Raw genomic sequence first — 18,055 nt, forward strand, 5'->3', positions numbered from 1 at the left:
GGCAGGCGCACCCGCTTAGGGGGCGCCTGTTTCCTTTGGCGGCAGCACCAGAAACTCCGCTGCGGCGGGGCTGGCAGCCCAGTCCTTGCAGGCTTGGACGAATGCGCTGGTGATGTGGCGCGGGTTGGTGCGGTTGTAGCCCACCGCCAGCGGCAACGGCGTGCCGCCGTCAGCGATAGGGCGGGTAACCAACGGCTGGCCGCCATAGCTGAGGCCGGTGGCCGGGCGCATGTTCAGAATGGCACAGCCGTGGCCGGCCGCCACCATGGCGCGCACCATTTCGGTGGTGTTGGCTTGCACTATGGTCTCCGGCCGGCGCCCAAGGCTGGCAAACAGGCGCAGCTGATAATCAGTCACCATCGGACGGTTCAGAGCGATCAGCGGTTCCGCGGCCAGGTTGGCGAGGCTGAGAACCTCATTCTGGGCCAGCGGATGGCTGGGATGGAGCAGCGCGTAGGGCGGCGCCTGCAGCAGCACCTCGTAATCTATTTGCGGATGGCTTCCGTCGGGGACAAACAGGATCGCGTCATAGCGCCCGTCCTGCAGGCCCGCCTGGGCGGCATCGTTGTGGCACTCCTCCAGCTCCAGCGTGACCTGATGCCGGGGCGCCAGAAAAGGCGCGAGGATCTGCGGCAGGAAACCGGGAGCGACGGGTGCGTAGTAGCCCAGGCGGAAGCTGCCGGTGAAGTCCTGCTTCAGCTCGGCGCCTTCGGCCAGAAGGGTGTCGTAGTCCTCCAGCAAGCGGGTGAACTTGCGGGTCATTTCGCGGCCTGCGCGGGTGGGTTCAATGCCGCGGGCGCGGTGGCGGGTGATGAGCTGAAGCTGAAACTGCGCCTCAATATGGTCGATCGCGGCGGAAACGGCGGATGCCGCCACATTCAGCTCCTCTGCGGCGCGGCTGATGCTGCCGTGCTGCAAGGACGCGGTGAAATAGCGCATGGATTTGAGCGTAACGGGCATCTCTTCCTCGGAATTTCAGATGAAGATTACCGAAATAATCTGTTTTTCAAAGATGAAAATTCGCGCCAGGCTGAGGTGACCCAGAAGGGAGGGATGACGATGAGCGACCAGGGCTTGAAAGGCTGGAACCACCTGCCGGCGCTGCCGCTGCAGACCTCGCCGTTGTTTCAATGGCCGCCGCGCCCCGTTGCGGCGCTGAAATGGTGGCTGAACGGCTGGTTCTTGATCTCTGAAAAGCTGATCATCGCGGCGATTGCGCTGATCTCTTTCTACTGGTTTCAGCCGCCGCTGGAGGAGAGCCAGAGCCTGTCGCTCAACTGGATTGTGCCGATGTATCTGCGCAATCTGGTGCTGATGGGCGGCGTGGCCGGGCTGCTGCATCTCTATTTCTACGGCTTCACGGCGCAAGGGAAGCGGCTGAAGTACGACCCGCGTCCGCTGATGAAGAACGGCCGCCAATTCACCTTAGGCGGGCAAATCCGGGATAACATGTTCTGGACGATGACCAGCGGCGTGTTTTTCTGGACCGCTTATGAGGTGCTGATGTTCTGGGCGATGGCCAATGGATATGCGCCGGTGATCACCTGGGCCGCAAACCCGCTGTGGTTCATTGCGCTGTTCTGGCTGATCCCGATCTGGGAGAGTTTCTACTTCTACTGGATTCACCGGCTACTGCATGTGCCGTTCTTCTACAAACACGTTCATGCGCTGCATCACCGCAACATCAACGTCGGCCCCTGGTCCGGCATGTCGATGCATCCGGTGGAGCATCTGATCTTCCTCGGTTCGGTGCTGATCCATTGGGTGGCGGCGGCGCATCCAGTGCATATCCTGTATCATCTGCAATTCAACGCGCTGACTGCGGCAACCACCCATACAGGGTTCGAGGGCTTGCTGATGAAGAACAAGAACCGGCTGAATCTGGGTGCCTTTCACCACCAGATGCATCACCGGTATTTCGAGTGCAACTATGGCTCGCTTGAGGTTCCCTGGGATAAGGTTTTCGGCTCGTTCCATGATGGCACGGTGGAGGCGGATGCGGTTATGAAGGAGAGACGTAAACAGATTATGGCTGATCAGCCGGGCTGAACGGTGTCCAAGAAGTTCGTAAACACTTGGCGGGCGTTTTCATGCATAGCGCCTTGGATGGTATCAAATCTGGATTGGAACCTGTCCACCCCGTCTTCGCCCAAAGCTGCAACAAGTGCGTTGCGGTAGGCCGGAATCGCGTGCCAGTTCCTGATGGTGTCTGCTTCGGCTTCAATATGGAATTGCATTGACCAGGCATTCGAATTGATGCGCATGGCTTCGACCGCGCACTTGGGAGAACTGGCAAGAACAGTTGCGCTCTCGGGTGGTTGTGCAACTTCAACGCCATGCCATTGCAGAACCGGAAGGCTGTTCGGCAGGCTCTTGAGCAAGGGATCCATCAATCCGGATGGGGTCAGTTCAACCTGTGTCACACCGACATCAGCCGTTGGGCGCAAGGGGCCGCAAGTGCCGCCAAGCGCATCTGCCAAAAGCTGATGTCCAAGGCACAGGCCGAGGTAAGGTTTCTGCAATTCTTGTACCCAAAAGCGTATGGCCTGCTTTTCAGCAGCAAGCCAAGGGTGCTCGGCTACGTCCCAGACATCCATTGGACCGCCCATGACCCACAAGGCGTCAAAAGCGGCTAGCTGTTCCCGGTCCGGGATAGGTTGGTCTTGGTCCAGCTCAATCGTTGTCCAGTCAATGCCCGCTTCGCGCATCATGCCGCGGAAAGATCCGGGGTGCTCGCAATTGAGGTGCTGAAAAACCAGAAAACGCATTTCGGCCTCATGCTGACGGAATTGGACGGTTGTCCTGGACCCGGAACAGGTTCACCTTGCGGCGCTCTTCCTGCGGGGTGACGCCAAAACTGTCGCGGTAGTGCTGCGATAGGGTTGAGGAAGTGGCATAGCCAACTGCATTGGCGATCGAGGTGATGGAATCCCGGGAGTACATCACCAGCTGCCGGGCCGCGTTCATTCGCAGTGTGCGGTAATAGATTGCCGGGCTTTGCCCGGTGGCGGATTTGAAGCTGCGTTCCAACTGCCGCGGAGAGACGCCGATTTCGCTGGCAGCGTCGCGGATCGACACCGGATGCTCCAGGTTGTCGGCAAAAAGCTCCACCGCCTTGGCCACCGGCGGCGGCAGGCTGTCGGCGGTGCTGTCGGTCTTGAAGGCGGGGATCTTCTGTCGCACGCCCTCGGCCCGGACCATCGGGTGCTGGAACCAGCAGGCAACCTCGGTCATCACCGCGTCGCCCATGGTCTGCTCGATCAGTTTGAGCGAAAGATCGAACATTGCCGCAGCGCCGCTGGCGGTAAAGCGGCGGCGGTCCAGAACGATGACATCGTCGACGGTGGCAAGCGATGGGAATTCCGCGCTGAAGGCAGCCTTGTAGCACCAGTGGACCGAGCAGCTGTGCCCGTCGAGCAGGCCGGAACGGGCGAGCGGGAACACCCCGCCGGAAACCGCACCCATGGTGGTGCCGTGGCGGGCCAGGTGGCGCAGCTTGCCGTTGGAGCCCTTGGGGTCTTCAAACTTGCCTTGCGGACTGGACAGCAGAAACAGCGTGTCGATGTCCTCGGCCTGATCCAGGGCGCAGTCAGGCTGAAAGGCCACATTGGCAGAGGCATTCACGCCGGCGCCGGTTTCCGAGACCAGTTTCCAGTGAAAGGTTTCAGTGCCGGCAATTTCATTTGCGGCCCGCAAAGGTTCGATCGCCGAGGTTAGGCAGGCCATTGGAAAGCCCGGAAAAATCAGGAAGCCAAGTGTCATGGTGTTATCGCGCTGCATAAGGTGGATATTAGCTTGCGAAGAGAGATTCGCACAGCGGCGAAAGGTGCCTGCGCCGCCCAGGAAGGAAAACGGCGCAGGCGGATCTGCCAAAGCAAGCAGATCCTAGTTCTGCAGGTAGGCCTCAAGCGAGTCATCCAGAGCGTCTTTCCACGGGGTGTGGTGGACAGGCGCCATGGTGCCGGTGATAACCGATTTGTAGGAGTTGTTGCGGAAGGCCATGATGTCCTGGGCCTTGTGGCCCTTCCATTCATAGAACGCCTGGCAGGCGCCGGCCACGTCGAAGGTCGGGTAATCCGTCTCTTCGATCAGTTCCAGCACATAGTCGCCTTGGTACTTGATCGCGTACTTGACGTCATCCGAGGCCTCTTCGCGCGCTTCACGCTCCTTCACGTCGGCCAGCAGGGTGTCCTTGTCCGCGGGGATTTCGATCTTGCCCATGATCGCGTCGCGGACCCACCAGGCCTGGGCGTCGAACATGTTGAAGGTGAACCACTGATCCTGCATGCCCAGATAGAACATCTTGGGGTTATTGGCAAAAACCACGCCCTTATACAGATCAGCCGAGGCAAGGCGGTTGGCGGTTTTCAGGCGCAAATCGTCGGGCAGAAAGCTGAAGAAATGCTTGTAGCCGGTGCAAAGGATGATTGCGTCAACTTCCTTTTGGGTGCCGTTCGCGAACGTTGCGGTGTTGCCGTTGACCGACTCCAGCGCCGGCACTTCGTCCCAGTTGTCCGGCCATTTGAAGCCCATCGGAGCAGAGCGGTAGGAGGTGGTGATTGATTTGGCGCCGTATTTCCAGCACTGGGAGCCGATGTCTTCGGCCGAGTAGGAGGCGCCGAGGATCAGGATGTCCTTGCCCTTGAACTCACGGGCGTCGCGGAAGTCATGGGCGTGCAGGACGCGGCCGTTGAAGGTGTCAAAACCCGGGTAGAACGGCACGTTCGGGGTCGAGAAATGGCCCGAGGCGCAGATCACATGGTCGAAATCTTCCTTGTAGGTGCTGTCCTTGGCGTGATCGTGGACAGTGACGGTGAAATTGCCCGCATCCTCGTTGTACTCGACCCAGCGGATCGGCGAGTTGAAGCGGATCCATTTGCGCACGTCGGCCTTTTTCACCCGGCCTTCGATATAGTCGAACAGCACGGCGCGCGGCGGGTAGGATGCGATCTGCTTGCCGAAGTGCTCTTCAAAGGAATAGTCGGCAAATTCCAGGCCTTCCTTGGGGCCGTTGGACCACAGGTAGCGATACATCGAGCAATGCACCGGTTCGCCGTTATCATCCAGCCCAGTGCGCCAGGTGTAGTTCCACAGCCCGCCCCAGTTGTCCTGCTTTTCAAAGCAGACGATCTCCGGGATTTCTTCGCCTTTGTTGGCGGCGGATTGGAATGCGCGCAGCTGAGCCAGGCCGGAGGGGCCGGCGCCGATGATGGCAATTCGTTTCTTGGTCATGTGGCTCTCCCATTGGTACGGACCAATATTTACATTTGGTTCTTTTGGTCTGATCCAATTAGGTCCAAAATTGCACCGCAGAGTCAACATATTTTCACTGAAGGAATAAGATTTTTCACTGATTGGACTGGCGGGGAAGAGAATTGTTGTTAGGATTCAAGCCATGAAGACGACCAGTTTTGTACACCAGCTGACGGCCCGCGCGGCGCTGCCGCGGCTGTCGGTGGGAATGACAGAATCAGTGAATATCGGCTTTCTTGGCCCGCTTTCGGGCCCGGTGGAGAGCTGGGGGCTGCCTGGATTGAACGGTTGCCGGATCTGGGAAGACGGCCTGAACAAGGCCGGCGGGGTGCTGATTGGCGGCCGCCGCTACCCGATCCGCATCCATTCCTATGATTGCGGCTATGACCCGGAACGCTCGTTGGAGGGCGCGGTGGAACTGGTGCAGAAGCATAAGGTCAAGCTGATGCTGATGCTGGGCGGCGATACCTTTGCGCCGGTGCGCGATTTTCTGATGCGCAACAAGGTACTGACCTCGACGCTGCTGCCATCCGATTTGTCGCCCGATACGCCCTATCTGATCGCGCCAAGCGAAGCGCACCCGATCCAGAACGTGACTGGCGTGGCCTGGCTGGCGGAAAACAAGCCGGGTTTGAAAACCGTGGCTTTATGCAGCCAGGCAGATCTGCTTGGGAAGCCGTCGCGGGCGGTTTACCGCGCAGCGTTTAAGGCCGCAGGCAAAACGATCCTGCGCGAGGTGGAGTATGATCCCGGTGCCAGCGATCCGGGGCCGGTGGTAGGCCCGATGCTGGAGAGCGGCGCAGATATCCTGTGCTGGTGTTCGTCTTATGCGCCGATGGTGCATGCGATGACGGAATATGCCTATGCCAAAGGGTTTAAGGGGCAGATCATCAGCTGCACCATGGATGGCTATGATCAGCTGGTGGAGCGGACGTCGCCCGAATTCATGGAGGGCGTGGTTTTCCAGTTTCCGGATTTTGACGATCCGCTGCTGCGGGAAAAGGCGTTTTTCTTTAACCGCCCGCATGTGTTCTACAAGGAATACAACCGCCGCTTTCCAGGCAGCTGGTCGGCGGTAAGCTGGGAGTATGTGGCGATCCTCGACATCTGGCACAGCGCGGTGGAGAAGGCTGGTTCTGTCGAACCTCCATCGGTACTGGCAGCGATGAAACAGTTGGGCCATGTCACTCACGCGTTTGGCCATGCGGAATGGTGGGGTGAGGATATTTTCGGTATTTCCAATGCCTTGGTCGGTGATTGGCCTGTCGTGACCATCCAGGAAGGCAAGGCGCGGATTGCCGGTTTCAAGTCGATCCCCGGCTGGCTGGCGCAGCATTCCGCTTTGCTGAAATCCGAAATGGCGGCATTGGGGCAGCTGTGGCACCAGCGGCTGGAAAGCGATGCGCCTGGCAGCGAGGTCAGCTCACGCGCAGTGAAGGGCTGAGCGGGCGGGGCCCGGCCGGGCTCAGACCTCCTTCAGCAGCAGATTCTGCTCGTCGATCAAATGCAGTTTGATAAATTCCATCGCGGATTCCACATCGCGTGAGGCGATGGCGTTGAACAGCGTGTTGTAGCGTTTCTGGTATTCCTGCATCCGCTGCGGCGTCAGGTGGCGGCGGCGCAGCGCAGTGCGGTAGGACAGGCGGCAGGCCTCGATTGTCAACTCATAGCAGGAGTGCAGCAGGGGGTTGCCGGTGCCCTCGGCAATCTTGCGGTAGAGATCTTCCTCCGCCTCGATGAATTCCCCCGGATCAGTGCGCACGGCCTCGACGCGGGAGAGGATCTGGTCCAGCTCCTCGATCTGGCGCGGGGTCATGTTGATCACTGCAAGGCGCACCAGTTCTGGCTCCAGAATGCCGCGTACCACCAAATGATCCAGCGGCGAAACCTCTTTGGCCAGTGAAGAATAAGATGTTTCGGGTTTGGGATCAGAGCGGAATTTGACAAAACTGCCGGACCCGGGGCGGCGATGGATCACGTCCTGGCCTGTCAGCACGTCCAAGGCTTCGCGCACGGTGTTGCGGGCAACACCCAGCTCCGAGGCCAGCGTGCGTTCGGACGGCAGGCGGGTATCGACCGGGTAGGTGCCTGCCTTGATGCGGGCAAACAGCGTGTCGATCACGACTTGCACCGTGGCGCCAACCGAATGGGTGGTCAGGATTTGCGAGGTGGTGTCTTCCGCTGAGCTCATGGTCTGTTTTTTCCGGGCCGGAGGGGCGGGGGAATCCCCTGCACCTGATCGCTGTGACAGATGTGCAATTACCCGCTTTGACGGCCTCAATGCAACCGTCTGACACAGCTGGGATTGGTCTTAAGGCTAACGATTCTTCTGCCCGGCGGCAAGAAAGTTGGAAAAAATTGGTTCTTAAATTGGTTGCGCGGGCGTTTGGATAACATGTGCCGCAAGATCATGTTTTTGTGTCGTTTTGTGGGTGAATTTTGCCGCATATCCAAGTGAGTGGTCTTGTATTGGTGCCTTTTTGGTTCGCGACATGAAAGAAAATTTCTTTGCGGTGAACCGACTCGCTGCTAGCCTTGGTTCTGGGTGGGGCCAATTTGTCCCAACTGGTTCAGTCGTGTTGAGCTGAAATCAAGGGACGCCAGTGACAGGGACCGCATCCCGCAGAACACACCGCCGCAAAAACAGGCGGGTCCGACATGGGAGAAGAAAATGATTTCCAAGATCGTGAAATCGGGGCTGACCCGGAGGACGTTCCTCAAGTCGACAGCGGTCACCGCGATGAGTACCGGGCTGCCGGCCGCGTCACTGGCGGCGGGCAATACCATCAGGATCGGCTTTCTGGCGCCATTAACCGGCGCAGTTGCAGCCTGGGGCAAGCTCGGGCTGGACGGTTGCCAGATCTGGGCCGAGCGGGTGAATGCCGCGGGCGGCATCAAGCTGGGCGATGGCAGCTATGACGTCGAGTTCGTAGCCTATGACAACGAATACGATCCGGCCAAGGCGCGCACCGGGGCCACCAAGCTGATCCGCGAGGACGGTGTGAGCTTTATCATGATGCTGGGCGGTGACACCTGGCCCGGTGTGCAGCCGGTGGCGGACAAGACCGGCATGCTGTTCTCGACCCTGCTGCCGTCAGACTTGTCACCCGAAACAAACACGCTGATTGCACCGGCTGAGGTGCACCCGATCTACAATGTGACCGGTGTGGAGTGGCTGGCCGAGAACAAGCCGGAGCTGAAGACAGCGGTGATGTGCGCGCAGGACGATGCGCTTGGCCTGCCCTCGATCGCGACCTATCTGGCGGCCTTTGAGGCGGCAGGGATCGAGATGCTGGACGCGCCGCTGCTGTTTGACCCGGCAACCACGGATTTTGCACCGGTGGTGACCCGGCTGATCAGCAAGAACCCGGATATCGTCTGCCTCGACACCTGCTACAGCGACTATGTGCATCCGATTGCCGAGCAGCTGTTCCAGCAGGGGTTCAAGGGGCAGATCATCTCTTGCACCGCGGATTTCTATGACCAGATGATCGCCAAAACGTCTGAAGAGTTCATGGAAGGTTTCGTCTTCCAGTTCCCGGATTTTGACGATCCGGCGCTGAATGGCGACAACATCAATTTTACTGATCCGAACGGGTTTTATGAGGAGTTCAATACCCGCCACCCGGGCCAATGGGGCGCGGTGAGCTGGGAATATGCCTCGATCATGGATCTGTGGAAGGCTGCAGCAGAGAAAGCTGGATCGGCTAGCCCGGATGCGGTGGCAGCGGCGATGAAAGAGGGCAAGGGCAAGCATGCCTTTGGTGACGCGGATTGGTGGGGGACTGAGCTGTTCGGCATCGACAACGCGCTGGTCGGCGACTGGCCGGTGGTGGCGATCGAAAGCGGTAAGGCCAGGATCAAGGATTTCCGCTCGATTCCTGACTGGTATGCGAAACACGGTGATCTGCTGATCAAGCACATGCAGGCCTATGATCAGATGTGGGATCAGCGCAGCTGACCTTTCAGCCAGGCCATCCCGCGGTGCGGGCCAATTCCCCGCACCGCAGACCGATTGAATAAAGAGACAATCCGATGCTGGACCTTCTGGCGCAGACCGGCCTTAACGCCGTGTATGCTGCGAGCTATATTTCCCTTGTTGCTGTGGGGCTTGTGCTGATTTTTGGTGTCATGGGGGTGATCAACTTTGCCCATGGCGAACTGTTCATGGCGGGCGCCTATGCGATTGTGGCGCTCTATGCAGAGCTGCACGTGCCGTTCTTTGTCGCAGTTGCCATTGGCCTGTTGTTTGTCGGTTGTCTGGGCCTGCTGATGGAAAAGGCGCTGTTCAGGCCTTTGAAGGACAATCCACTGGGCGGGCTGGTCGCTTCGATCGGGTTTCTGATGATCCTGCAGGCGCTGGCGGTGATGGGGTTCGGCGTGCGGATGGTGCATATCCCGCCAGTGACGCAAGAAGTCATCGTGTTCACGGAGAAGGTGCGGCTGCCAGTGGGGCGGCTTTATGTGATCATCGCCGCAATCGTGCTGCTGTCGGTGCTTTGGTACTTTTTGAAGCGGACCAAATTCGGCTGGGCGCTGCGCGCATCAGCCCAGGATCCTGAAGCCGCGGCGCTGCAGGGGATTTCAATCACCATGACCGCGCGGATTGCCATGTTCATCGGCGCCGGTCTGGCCGGGATTGCCGGGGCGTTGACCGCGCCGCTGGTTTCGGTCAACCCGCATATGGGCCATTCGGTTATTGTCACTGCCTTTATCGTCATCATCGTCGGCGGGGTCGGGTCGCTGGAGGGGGCCATCGTCGCCTCGGTGGCTTACGCGCTGGTGCATACCTTTGTGACCACTTTCTATGACGGCGTGCTGGCTGACATCGTCGGGCTGTCGCTGATGCTGGTTGTGCTGATCGTGAAGCCGACCGGCCTGTTTGGGAGTGCCGACCGTGCCTAAGTTCCTGATTTGGGTCGCGGCGTTGGCCGCGCTGATTGCCCTGCCGCATGGGCTCAGCTTCTCGCAGCAGGAAATCCTGGTGTTCCTGACGATCAACGTGCTGCTGGTGGCCAGCTACCGGTTGCTGACTCTGACTGGCGAATGGTCGCTGGGCCATGTGGTAATCATGGGGGTGGGGGCTTATTCCTCGGCCCTGCTGACCAAAAAACTTGGCGTTTATGTGCCGGTTTCGATGCTGCTGGGCGGGGTGATTGCGGCGCTGATTGCGGTGCTTCTGTCGTTCCCGCTGTTCCGGATGAAAGGGTTCTATTTCCTGATCGGATCGTTCGCGGCGGGGGAAATCATCCGCCTGTTGTGGAAGCGGTTCCGGGATCCGTTTGGCGGCGCCAAGGGGATCAAGGGGATCGACCCGATGCCGGATTTCTCGGTCGGGTTCTACCAATTCGATTTCTTCGAGCCGACCTCCTACTACTATTTCGCGAGTGCCGTTGTGGCGGTCTGTCTGTGGATCCTGTGGCGGATCGAGAAGTCGCCCGTCGGCCTCACCTTCCATGCCGTTCACTGGCAGGACAAGCTGGCGCAGGCTTCTGGCGTGAATGTGCGGGCCTACCGGACGCTGGCCTTTGCCATTGCTTCGGGTTTTGCCGGGATTTCCGGCGCATTGCTGGCGCATTACATTGGCACCATTAGTCCCAATGCCTTTGATATAGACCTGATGGTCTATGTGCTGACCTGGGCGATCGTTGGCGGCACCGCCACGTTCTATGGGCCGATCCTGGGCTGCGTGGTGCTGACCGTTGTCAACGAGATTGTACTAAGAGAACTCGGCCTCGAGCAGATGCGGCCGCTGATCTATGGCGCCATCATGATCCTGTCGATCCTGTTCCTGCCAAATGGCTTGGAAAGCATCGTGCAGAAATTCACTCAAAGACGTGCCGCAGGCGGCGCGCCGGAACGGAGCCCGGCAGAATGACGGATTTTCTGGAAGTCAAAGACTTGACCATGCGGTTTGGCGGCCTGACGGCGGTGGACAGCCTGTCGTTCAAGGTGGCGCATGGCACGATCCACGGCCTGATCGGCCCCAACGGGGCGGGCAAGACCACGACCTTCAACATGATCTCGGGCTTCTACAAGCCGACAGAGGGGCAGGTGCTGCTGCGGGGTGAGGATATCTCCGGCCTGCAGATGCATGAGGTGGCCCGGCGCGGGGTGGTGCGGACCTTCCAGCACTCGACGCTGTTTGCCGAACTGACGGTGCTGGAGAATGCGCTGGTCGGCACCCATATGCCGTTCCGCCCGAATATCTTTGCCGCGATCATCGGCTGGGACAAGGAGGACCGCAGCGGCGCTAAGGCGCGCGCCAAGGAAGCACTGGAGTTCTTCGGCCTGGATCATGTGATGCACGAGCGCGCGGGAGACTTGAGTCATGGTCACCAGCGGGCGCTGGGCATGGCGGTGGCCTATGCCAGCCATCCGGATGTGATCCTGCTGGATGAGCCGTTCACCGGCATGAACCCGGAAGAGACCCGGCAGATGATGGATCTGATGGAGCGGCTGAAGGCGGATGGCATCACCATCCTGATTGTCGAGCATGACATGCAGGCGATCATGGGGCTGTGCGACAACATCACCTGCATGAGCTTTGGCAAGTTCCTGGCCGAAGGCGGCCCGCAGGAGATCCGCAACCATCCGGCGGTGATCGAGGCCTATCTGGGAGGCGCGCGCCATGTTGCTTGAGATGAAGAGCATCGCCGTCAACTACGGCAAGATCAACACGATCCGGAACATCTCGATTGCGGTACCGGAGGGCAAGATCGTCACTATCATCGGTGGCAACGGGGCGGGCAAGACCACCACCCTGCGGGCAATGTCGGGGATGCTGCCGATCACCGCGGGCGAGATCACTTTCGAGGGCAATCGCATCGACCACCTGCCGGCGCATAAAGTGGTGGCAAACGGCATTGCCCATGTGCCGGAGGGGCGGCGGATCTTCCCGGATATGACAGTGGAGGAGAACCTGCGCACCGGGGCGTTTCTGCGCAAGGATGCGGATGGGGTGGAGGAGGATCTGGAAGATGTCTTTAAACGCTTTCCGCGGCTGCGCGAGCGGCGCACCCAGATGGCGAAGACCATGTCGGGCGGTGAGCAGCAAATGCTGGCAATCGGGCGCGCACTGATGTCCAAGCCGCGGCTTTTGCTGATGGATGAGCCGTCAATGGGGCTGGCGCCGGTGATTGTCGAGGAAATCGCCCGGATCATCGAAGAGATCAATGCCAACGGATTATCCGTGGTTTTGGTCGAGCAGAACGCCGAGCTGGCGCTGGAGATGGCCGATTATGCCTATGTTCTGGAAACGGGGAATGCAGCAATGGAGGGACCTGCAGATGAGCTTCACGGAAACGAACACGTCCGCGCCGCGTATCTGGGGCTTTAAGCGGGACGCGGAAATGCGGTTGGCGCGCGAGGCCGGCTGGTCCCGTGCCGACCTGATCTGGGAGCGGCTGATGGAGCGGGCGCTGGCTGAGGCCGGACAGAACCGCCCGCGCAAGGCGATGCGGCTGTTCCGGCTAGCAGATTTGCTGGCGCTGGTTGCTTTGCCGGCAAATGATCTGCGCCGCGCAGCGCCGCCTGCCAATCTGGCAAGGCTGCACTTCAGGGCCGGTGCGCTGGAAGAGGCGGAAAAACTGCAGGCCCGTGCATTGGCGATCTGGGCCAGGGCGGCGGAGCAGGTGGACGCCATGCAGATCGCACCGCGCAGCCGGTCATCGCTGTTTCATTTGCGGATGGAAGCACTGCACCGGGATACTTTTCATGCCAATTTGAAAACCCGGGTGGGCCGGATCGCAGCGGAGACTGGTGAGACCCTGCGCAGCCTGACCTCCGGCTGGCCGGTCGGCCACCGCCATGCCAGCCGCTGGCGCGGCGAAAAACCAGTGGTATTTGACGGCACGCGCAAGGTTCTTGGCGCCTGTTTGCTGCTGCTGGATGACTGAATGTACCCAAGTCAATAATGCCGGCATTCAGAAACCCGGGCCAGATGGTCCGGGTTTCTTTGTCTGCGCTCCTGCCGGGCTGGCGGCACGGCAACAAATTTCTTTCCTGTGGCGGTGAGGGCTTGGGAAAAAGTGGTAATGCCAGTAAAATAATTTTCGCGTGGTTTCTTGCGTCCAGAAAAGATTTTACGTATCGCCCGCTGCGCGCTTGTCAGAAGCCGTCCATAAGGAAGATAACACAGTGGCTAAACCCAAAGACGATAGCGACACAGTGGCAAATAACCTTTCTCAAGATCCGCACCGGGTCCGCGACGGCGCGGAAAAAGTTCTCGAAGTGGCCATTGGCCGCGAGGTCCGGTCGTTCCGGCGCCAGCAGGGCATCACGGTGGCCGACCTGGCCACATTGACCGGCCTGTCGATCGGGATGCTCTCTAAGATCGAGAACGGTAATACATCGCCGTCGCTGACCACGCTGCAGCTGCTGGCCAACGCGCTGAGCGTGCCGATCACGTCTTTCTTTCGCCGTTTCGAGGAAACCCGCGAGGCGGTGCATACCAGATCGGGCGAAGGCGTCGAAACCGAACGTGCTGGTACGCGGGCGGGGCATCAGTATCAGTTGCTGGGGCATCTGGGCGCCAATGCCTCCGGTGTTTTGGTGGAGCCTTACATGATCTCCCTGACCGAGAAGTCGGATGTCTTCCCGACCTTCCAGCATGATGGTGTTGAAATGCTCTATATGCTGGAAGGTGAGGTGGATTACCGGCATGGCGACAAGGTTTTTCCGCTGAAGCCCGGGGACACGCTGTTTTTTGACGCTGACGCGCCGCATGGGCCGGAACAGCTGATCAAACTGCCTGCGCGCTATCTGTCGATCATTTCTTATCCGCAGTCAAGCTGACCGGCGGCGGACCTCCCGCCTGTGCCGGAACATCTGAAGATGCCCCTTTCCAGTTGGGCCAAGCGCCGCGCCTAGCGCGGCGCTGTTGCGTTTGGCGTCTGGCTTGCCGCTTTTCACCCGCAGCGCGCGAAGCGCGCTGCCTGGCCCAACGCTGTAAAGAGGGCAGGCTGTGCCTGCCGTCTTTTGCTGGGGCGGGAGTGCCCTGGTTCAAAAAAAACTGCCGGGCCAGAGGCGGCGGCAGTCAGTGAAGCGGGCCTTAATGACAGGGGGTAGGGGCGGCCCGCCGGGTTCCTTCGGAATCAGTCGTCTGCCCAGATACCATCCGAGGTCGGGCTGCCATCGTCGAACTGCGACAGGTATTCCACCATCAGCGGGCGGTTGTCGATGAAGCCCTTGTAAGTTGCCAGCTCCTCCGGCAGGTCGCGGATCACCCGGTGCAGACGGCGGGCCCATTTCGGCACTGTGACCAGATCCTCAAACCGGATCAGGTAGCAGCGGATCGGGAACACCAGCGCGTTGGACCGGGGCAGGCGGAAAAAGGTCTGCAGCTCGACCCGCAGATGCTGCTTTTCGCCGATGTTCTCCATCGTCAGATCCTGCTTCATCACGCCCCATTTGTGGTAGTTCTCAGGGGAGGTGTCGAGAAGCGGATTGACGGTCATGGTCCAATTCAGGCGCCGGGCCGGCTGGCCCTGCTGAATGTTCAAAAGGAACTTCAGCGCACGCACGAAGATGCCCATTTCATTCGCCTTGGGCACCGGTGCGTGCCATTCAAAGAAGTTCATGCCGATGTCGAAATCGAGGCTCCAGTCCGCCTGGGTGGTGACCATGCCGGCATCCATCCACAGGTTGTCGTCGCGCTGGTCCAGCACAGCAAAATCGCCCTGGGTCTGGCGGGTGATGTACTCCATCGGCCCGTAGGGCAGGGTGCTTTCATCCAGGAAGGTGAAGGTATCGTCGATGCCCAGCGGCTTGTTCACCCAGCGCCAGCGGTTGCCGTCCTTGTGCAGTTCGAACAGATCCGGGTATTCGGCCGCCTTGGCTTCCATGATCAGCTCGACCAGATCCCAGCCGGCCAGCGTCATATGCGGCAGCGACTGGCAGCGCAGCGGGTCGTTGGCCAGCACGCGGGCACGGTCCTTCATTTCCGCCACATAGTGCTCGTCCACATCAAAGGTGCGTTCGAACACCGAGCCTGGCCGGTAGGATTTATGCGGCTCCATGTTGACGGAATACATGTAGCTGTCTTCGTGGAACGGGAAGGGGAAGCGTTTGATCGCCCAGTCCGAGTTCTTGAAGGTGAAATCGCCGTAGAAGGTTTCGTCGTTGAATTGGATAGTCATCTTTTTCTCCCTTAGCGGTCCAGAACCAGTGTCTTGCCTTCAAAGCGCGACACGCAGGGCATGATATGTTTGCCGCCGGCCTTTTGTTCGTCGTTCAGCCAGTGGTCGTAGTGCAGGAACTTGCCATCATAACCGACGACATTGGTTTCGCACTGGCCGCAGGCGCCGCCGCGGCAGAGATAGGGGGCGTCGACGCCCGCTGCTTCGATGGCTTCGAGCAGCGACTGATGTTCGCCGACCTGGATCACCTTGCCTGAAACCGCCAGCTTTACCTCAAACGGCTTGCCAGAGGCCGGCGCCAGGAACTCCTCGGAGTGAACCGCCTCGCGCGGCCATCCCATGTTCTCGGCCGTGCCATGCACCCAGTTGATCATGCCCTTGGGGCCGCAGACATACACATGGGTGCCCAGTGGCTGGGTGGCGATCAGGGTTTTGAGGTCGATCGCCTCGTCCTGGTCGTCATGATAGATATGCACCTTGCCCGGATATTTTGCTTCCAGCTCCTCGGCATAGGTGCCAAGCGAGGCGTTGCGCACCGAATAGTGCAGCTCGAACTGGCCGCCCATCATGGTGAGCTGATGCATTTGCGCCATGAAAGGCGTGATGCCGATGCCGCCGGCCAGCATCAGGTGTTTCTTGGCGCGCAGATCCAGCGAGAACAGGTTCACTGGATTGGAGATCACCATCTCCATGCCCTCTTTCACCTGGCTGTGCATGAATTTGGAGCCGCCGCGGCCTTCGTCGTCGCGGCGGACCGAGATGGTGTAGGCGCCGCGGTCGGCCGGATTGGACATCAAGGAGTAGGCGTTGAGCCGGGTGATATCGCCATCCTGCATCTCGACCACGGTATGGGCGCCGCCGGAGAACGTGGGCAAGTCGCCGCCGCCGGTGCGGACAAATTTGAAACGGGTGACAAGATCATTGATCGGTTTGACCTCAGCCACGGTGACATTCAGTTTTGCGGTGCCAGCACTCATTTGAACAGCTCCACTTTTTCGGGGATGTTGCCCGGATCCTCGGCATCCACCCGCACTCCCTGGAAGGCCGCAAGGCGGCGCGAATAGTGATCGCGCACAAACAGGCTGAGGCCGCAGTGGCTGCATTCAAACGGGTCGGTGGTGACGTCCTCGGTGATGCCCTTGCAGTGCACGCATTGCATGCGGCGTGCAGTGGAGCCGCGGTGCTCAGTCTGGATCGCGGTATGCGGAATGCCGGCCGTGGTGGCCTCGGCCATGGCCTGGCCCATCAGGCTCTCGGTGCCGGTCAGATAGACCTGGGTGCCCATATGGCAGTCCTGCAGGGCGCGGCGGATGCGGCTTTGCGCGGCTTCATAGGAGGGACCGGCGTAATACTGGCCAGCGCCCAGCTGTTCCAGCTGGCTGCTGTACTTGGTGCCGGTGTTCTTGGGGATGTAGATGACGTGGGCCTTGGCCCAGAAATCCTTGTCTGTGGCTTTGGCCAGGTCAAGGATCGCCTCTGCGCCTTCGGCGTCGGCAATCATCAGGTGGCCGCTGCCGGGACGGGCCTCAAGCTCGCCATAGACGGGGCGGCTGTTGATGGAAGGGGGGAATACGGTCTTAGACATGTGGGTCGCTTTTCCTGCAGTCCGGGTGAACGAAAGCAGGCGCCCCCAAGCGGGGGCGCCCGGGATCCGGATCAGCCCTTTGCGGTGCGGATCGATTTGTCCTTGTCATAGAAGGGCATTTCTTCGGCGGTGGCGGCAATCTCGGAGCCATCGCCATTGCGGACCGTCAGTTCGGTGCCAGGCTTGGCACAGGCGACCGGCATCCGGGCAATGCCCACGTTGTGCTTGTTGACCTCGGAATACATGCCGTAGGTGACAACGCCGATTTTTTCGCCGTTTTGCAGCAGGTCCGCGCCTTCGTCCGCCGGGGTGGTGCCTTCCAGCACGACGCCGTAGATCTTGAACCGCTCCTTGCCTTCAGCGGCATAGTGGTTTTCGGCGCCGATGAAGCCGGTCTTGCCCGGAGAAACAGTGAACTCCAGTCCCAGCTCCCACAGGGTGTCGCCGCAGGTCTCATCGTTGAACGGATAAGTCTCGGAGTTGTCGCCCGGGTAAAACAGCAGGTAGCTTTCGGTGCGCAGCAGGTCGAGCGTCGAGAACTGCACCGGCACGATGCCCAAGCCTTTGCCTTCTTTCAGGATGCTGTCCCACAGGTGAACCGCGTCCTTGGCCTGGCAGAAAATCTCGTACCCGCGCTCGCCGGTGTAGCCGGTGCGCGAGATCATCACAGGACAGCCGAATAGTTTGGTCTGGATGATGCCGAAGTAGGCCAGATCGCGGATGCCTGGGACGTATTCGGCCAGAAAATCCACCGCAACGGGGCCCTGCAGCGACATATCGTGCAGGTTGTCGTCGAAGATCACCGAGCAATTCTTGCCTGCGGCAACCGCGTTCAGCTGTTCCATGCCGGTTCCGGTGCCATGCACAACCATCCAGCTGTTCACTGATAGGCGGTAGATGATGCAATCGTCCACGAATTTGCCCTGATCGTTGAGGATCGAGGCGTAGGTAGAGCGGCCCGGCATGATCTTTTCGACGTTGCGGGTGGTGACCCGGTCGATGACCTGAGCTGCGTGTTCACCCACGACGTGGACTTTCTTGAGGCCGGACACGTCCATCAGGCCCGCCTTGGTGCGGA

General features: G+C 59.9%; 18 protein-coding genes. 9 read left to right on the forward strand and 9 right to left on the reverse strand.

Annotated features, from left to right (window positions below; all coding sequences use genetic code 11):
- Window positions 1–15: 15 nt before the first annotated feature.
- Entirely contained in the window at window positions 16–960 is a 945-nt protein-coding gene (locus A2I95_RS07340) for a LysR family transcriptional regulator (RefSeq protein ID WP_291729134.1), read from the reverse strand.
- Between the two features lie 99 nt (window positions 961–1,059).
- Here A2I95_RS07340 and A2I95_RS07345 point away from each other — a divergent pair, with 99 nt between their 5' ends.
- Complete coding sequence (locus A2I95_RS07345) at window positions 1,060–2,049, forward strand: sterol desaturase family protein (protein WP_291729135.1); 990 nt, start codon at window positions 1,060–1,062, stop codon at window positions 2,047–2,049.
- Here the strand turns inward: A2I95_RS07345 and A2I95_RS07350 are convergent.
- From A2I95_RS07350 to A2I95_RS07360, 3 genes are all read right to left on the reverse strand, one after another.
- A complete protein-coding gene (locus tag A2I95_RS07350; RefSeq protein ID WP_291729136.1) occupies window positions 2,037–2,768 on the reverse strand; it encodes a type 1 glutamine amidotransferase in 732 nt (243 codons plus the stop codon). The two genes, A2I95_RS07345 and A2I95_RS07350, sit on opposite strands and share 13 nt — an antisense overlap.
- A gap of 7 nt (window positions 2,769–2,775) precedes the next feature.
- The gene (locus tag A2I95_RS07355; protein ID WP_291729161.1) at window positions 2,776–3,780 is read right to left on the reverse strand and encodes a GlxA family transcriptional regulator; all 1,005 of its coding nucleotides are present in this window, start codon (window positions 3,778–3,780) and stop codon (window positions 2,776–2,778) included.
- Window positions 3,781–3,885: 105 nt separating this feature from the next.
- Window positions 3,886–5,232 carry an NAD(P)/FAD-dependent oxidoreductase gene (locus A2I95_RS07360; RefSeq protein WP_291729137.1) on the reverse strand — a complete coding sequence of 449 codons (1,347 nt, stop codon included), beginning with the start codon at window positions 5,230–5,232 and terminating at the stop codon, window positions 3,886–3,888.
- 163 nt (window positions 5,233–5,395) lie between these two features.
- Between A2I95_RS07360 and A2I95_RS07365 the strand changes: the two genes are divergently transcribed.
- On the forward strand, window positions 5,396–6,697 hold the full coding sequence (locus A2I95_RS07365; RefSeq protein WP_291729138.1) for an ABC transporter substrate-binding protein: 1,302 nt from the start codon (window positions 5,396–5,398) through the stop codon (window positions 6,695–6,697).
- Between the two features lie 21 nt (window positions 6,698–6,718).
- Here the strand turns inward: A2I95_RS07365 and A2I95_RS07370 are convergent, their stop codons facing one another.
- Complete coding sequence (locus A2I95_RS07370; RefSeq protein WP_291729139.1) at window positions 6,719–7,444, reverse strand: FadR/GntR family transcriptional regulator; 726 nt, start codon at window positions 7,442–7,444, stop codon at window positions 6,719–6,721.
- Between the two features lie 480 nt (window positions 7,445–7,924).
- Here A2I95_RS07370 and A2I95_RS07375 point away from each other — a divergent pair, with 480 nt between their 5' ends.
- The 7 genes from A2I95_RS07375 to A2I95_RS07405 all read left to right on the forward strand — a co-directional run bounded on the left by A2I95_RS07375 (window position 7,925) and on the right by A2I95_RS07405 (window position 14,049).
- Entirely contained in the window at window positions 7,925–9,214 is a 1,290-nt protein-coding gene (locus A2I95_RS07375) for an ABC transporter substrate-binding protein (protein ID WP_291729140.1), read from the forward strand.
- Window positions 9,215–9,288: 74 nt separating this feature from the next.
- Window positions 9,289–10,158: a branched-chain amino acid ABC transporter permease gene (locus A2I95_RS07380; protein WP_291729141.1), complete on the forward strand. Its 870-nt coding sequence runs from the start codon at window positions 9,289–9,291 to the stop codon at window positions 10,156–10,158.
- The gene (locus A2I95_RS07385) at window positions 10,151–11,131 is read left to right on the forward strand and encodes a branched-chain amino acid ABC transporter permease (protein WP_291729142.1); all 981 of its coding nucleotides are present in this window, start codon (window positions 10,151–10,153) and stop codon (window positions 11,129–11,131) included. Before A2I95_RS07380 ends, A2I95_RS07385 begins: the two co-directional genes overlap by 8 nt.
- Entirely contained in the window at window positions 11,128–11,895 is a 768-nt protein-coding gene (locus A2I95_RS07390; protein WP_291729143.1) for an ABC transporter ATP-binding protein, read from the forward strand. The genes A2I95_RS07385 and A2I95_RS07390 overlap by 4 nt, the downstream gene beginning before the upstream one ends.
- A complete protein-coding gene (locus tag A2I95_RS07395) occupies window positions 11,885–12,592 on the forward strand; it encodes an ABC transporter ATP-binding protein (RefSeq protein WP_291729144.1) in 708 nt (235 codons plus the stop codon). Before A2I95_RS07390 ends, A2I95_RS07395 begins: the two co-directional genes overlap by 11 nt.
- A 13-nt stretch (window positions 12,593–12,605) precedes the next feature.
- A complete protein-coding gene (locus A2I95_RS07400) occupies window positions 12,606–13,151 on the forward strand; it encodes a tetratricopeptide repeat-containing protein (protein ID WP_291729145.1) in 546 nt (181 codons plus the stop codon).
- Window positions 13,152–13,392: 241 nt separating this feature from the next.
- A complete protein-coding gene (locus A2I95_RS07405) occupies window positions 13,393–14,049 on the forward strand; it encodes an XRE family transcriptional regulator (protein ID WP_291729146.1) in 657 nt (218 codons plus the stop codon).
- 299 nt (window positions 14,050–14,348) lie between these two features.
- Here A2I95_RS07405 and A2I95_RS07410 read toward each other — a convergent pair whose 3' ends face one another.
- The 4 genes from A2I95_RS07410 to A2I95_RS07425 all read right to left on the reverse strand — a co-directional run.
- Complete coding sequence (locus tag A2I95_RS07410; protein WP_291729147.1) at window positions 14,349–15,392, reverse strand: DUF3445 domain-containing protein; 1,044 nt, start codon at window positions 15,390–15,392, stop codon at window positions 14,349–14,351.
- A gap of 11 nt (window positions 15,393–15,403) precedes the next feature.
- Entirely contained in the window at window positions 15,404–16,369 is a 966-nt protein-coding gene (locus A2I95_RS07415) for a PDR/VanB family oxidoreductase (protein ID WP_291729148.1), read from the reverse strand.
- Entirely contained in the window at window positions 16,366–16,977 is a 612-nt protein-coding gene (locus tag A2I95_RS07420; protein ID WP_291729149.1) for a dimethylamine monooxygenase subunit DmmA family protein, read from the reverse strand. Before A2I95_RS07420 ends, A2I95_RS07415 begins: the two co-directional genes overlap by 4 nt.
- 71 nt (window positions 16,978–17,048) lie before the next feature.
- The coding region (locus A2I95_RS07425) for an aminomethyltransferase family protein (protein ID WP_291729150.1) at window positions 17,049–18,055 on the reverse strand (1,007 nt) is incomplete at its 5' end.

Source organism: Leisingera sp. F5 (assembly GCF_001593695.1).

What these genes read in the sequence shown, in the direction of transcription:
- A2I95_RS07400 (WP_291729145.1), top strand. Translation starts at nt 12,606, where the DNA reads ATGCGGTTGGCGCGCGAGGCCGGCTGGTCCCGTGCCGACCTGATCTGG.
- A2I95_RS07380 (WP_291729141.1), top strand. Translation starts at nt 9,289, where the DNA reads ATGCTGGACCTTCTGGCGCAGACCGGCCTTAACGCCGTGTATGCTGCG.
- A2I95_RS07390 (WP_291729143.1), top strand. Translation starts at nt 11,128, where the DNA reads ATGACGGATTTTCTGGAAGTCAAAGACTTGACCATGCGGTTTGGCGGC.
- A2I95_RS07350 (WP_291729136.1), bottom strand. Translation starts at nt 2,768, where the DNA reads ATGCGTTTTCTGGTTTTTCAGCACCTCAATTGCGAGCACCCCGGATCT.
- A2I95_RS07365 (WP_291729138.1), top strand. Translation starts at nt 5,396, where the DNA reads ATGAAGACGACCAGTTTTGTACACCAGCTGACGGCCCGCGCGGCGCTG.
- A2I95_RS07345 (WP_291729135.1), top strand. Translation starts at nt 1,060, where the DNA reads ATGAGCGACCAGGGCTTGAAAGGCTGGAACCACCTGCCGGCGCTGCCG.
- A2I95_RS07375 (WP_291729140.1), top strand. Translation starts at nt 7,925, where the DNA reads ATGATTTCCAAGATCGTGAAATCGGGGCTGACCCGGAGGACGTTCCTC.
- A2I95_RS07410 (WP_291729147.1), bottom strand. Translation starts at nt 15,392, where the DNA reads ATGACTATCCAATTCAACGACGAAACCTTCTACGGCGATTTCACCTTC.
- A2I95_RS07420 (WP_291729149.1), bottom strand. Translation starts at nt 16,977, where the DNA reads ATGTCTAAGACCGTATTCCCCCCTTCCATCAACAGCCGCCCCGTCTAT.
- A2I95_RS07355 (WP_291729161.1), bottom strand. Translation starts at nt 3,780, where the DNA reads ATGCAGCGCGATAACACCATGACACTTGGCTTCCTGATTTTTCCGGGC.
- A2I95_RS07340 (WP_291729134.1), bottom strand. Translation starts at nt 960, where the DNA reads ATGCCCGTTACGCTCAAATCCATGCGCTATTTCACCGCGTCCTTGCAG.
- A2I95_RS07415 (WP_291729148.1), bottom strand. Translation starts at nt 16,369, where the DNA reads ATGAGTGCTGGCACCGCAAAACTGAATGTCACCGTGGCTGAGGTCAAA.
- A2I95_RS07360 (WP_291729137.1), bottom strand. Translation starts at nt 5,232, where the DNA reads ATGACCAAGAAACGAATTGCCATCATCGGCGCCGGCCCCTCCGGCCTG.
- A2I95_RS07395 (WP_291729144.1), top strand. Translation starts at nt 11,885, where the DNA reads ATGTTGCTTGAGATGAAGAGCATCGCCGTCAACTACGGCAAGATCAAC.
- A2I95_RS07370 (WP_291729139.1), bottom strand. Translation starts at nt 7,444, where the DNA reads ATGAGCTCAGCGGAAGACACCACCTCGCAAATCCTGACCACCCATTCG.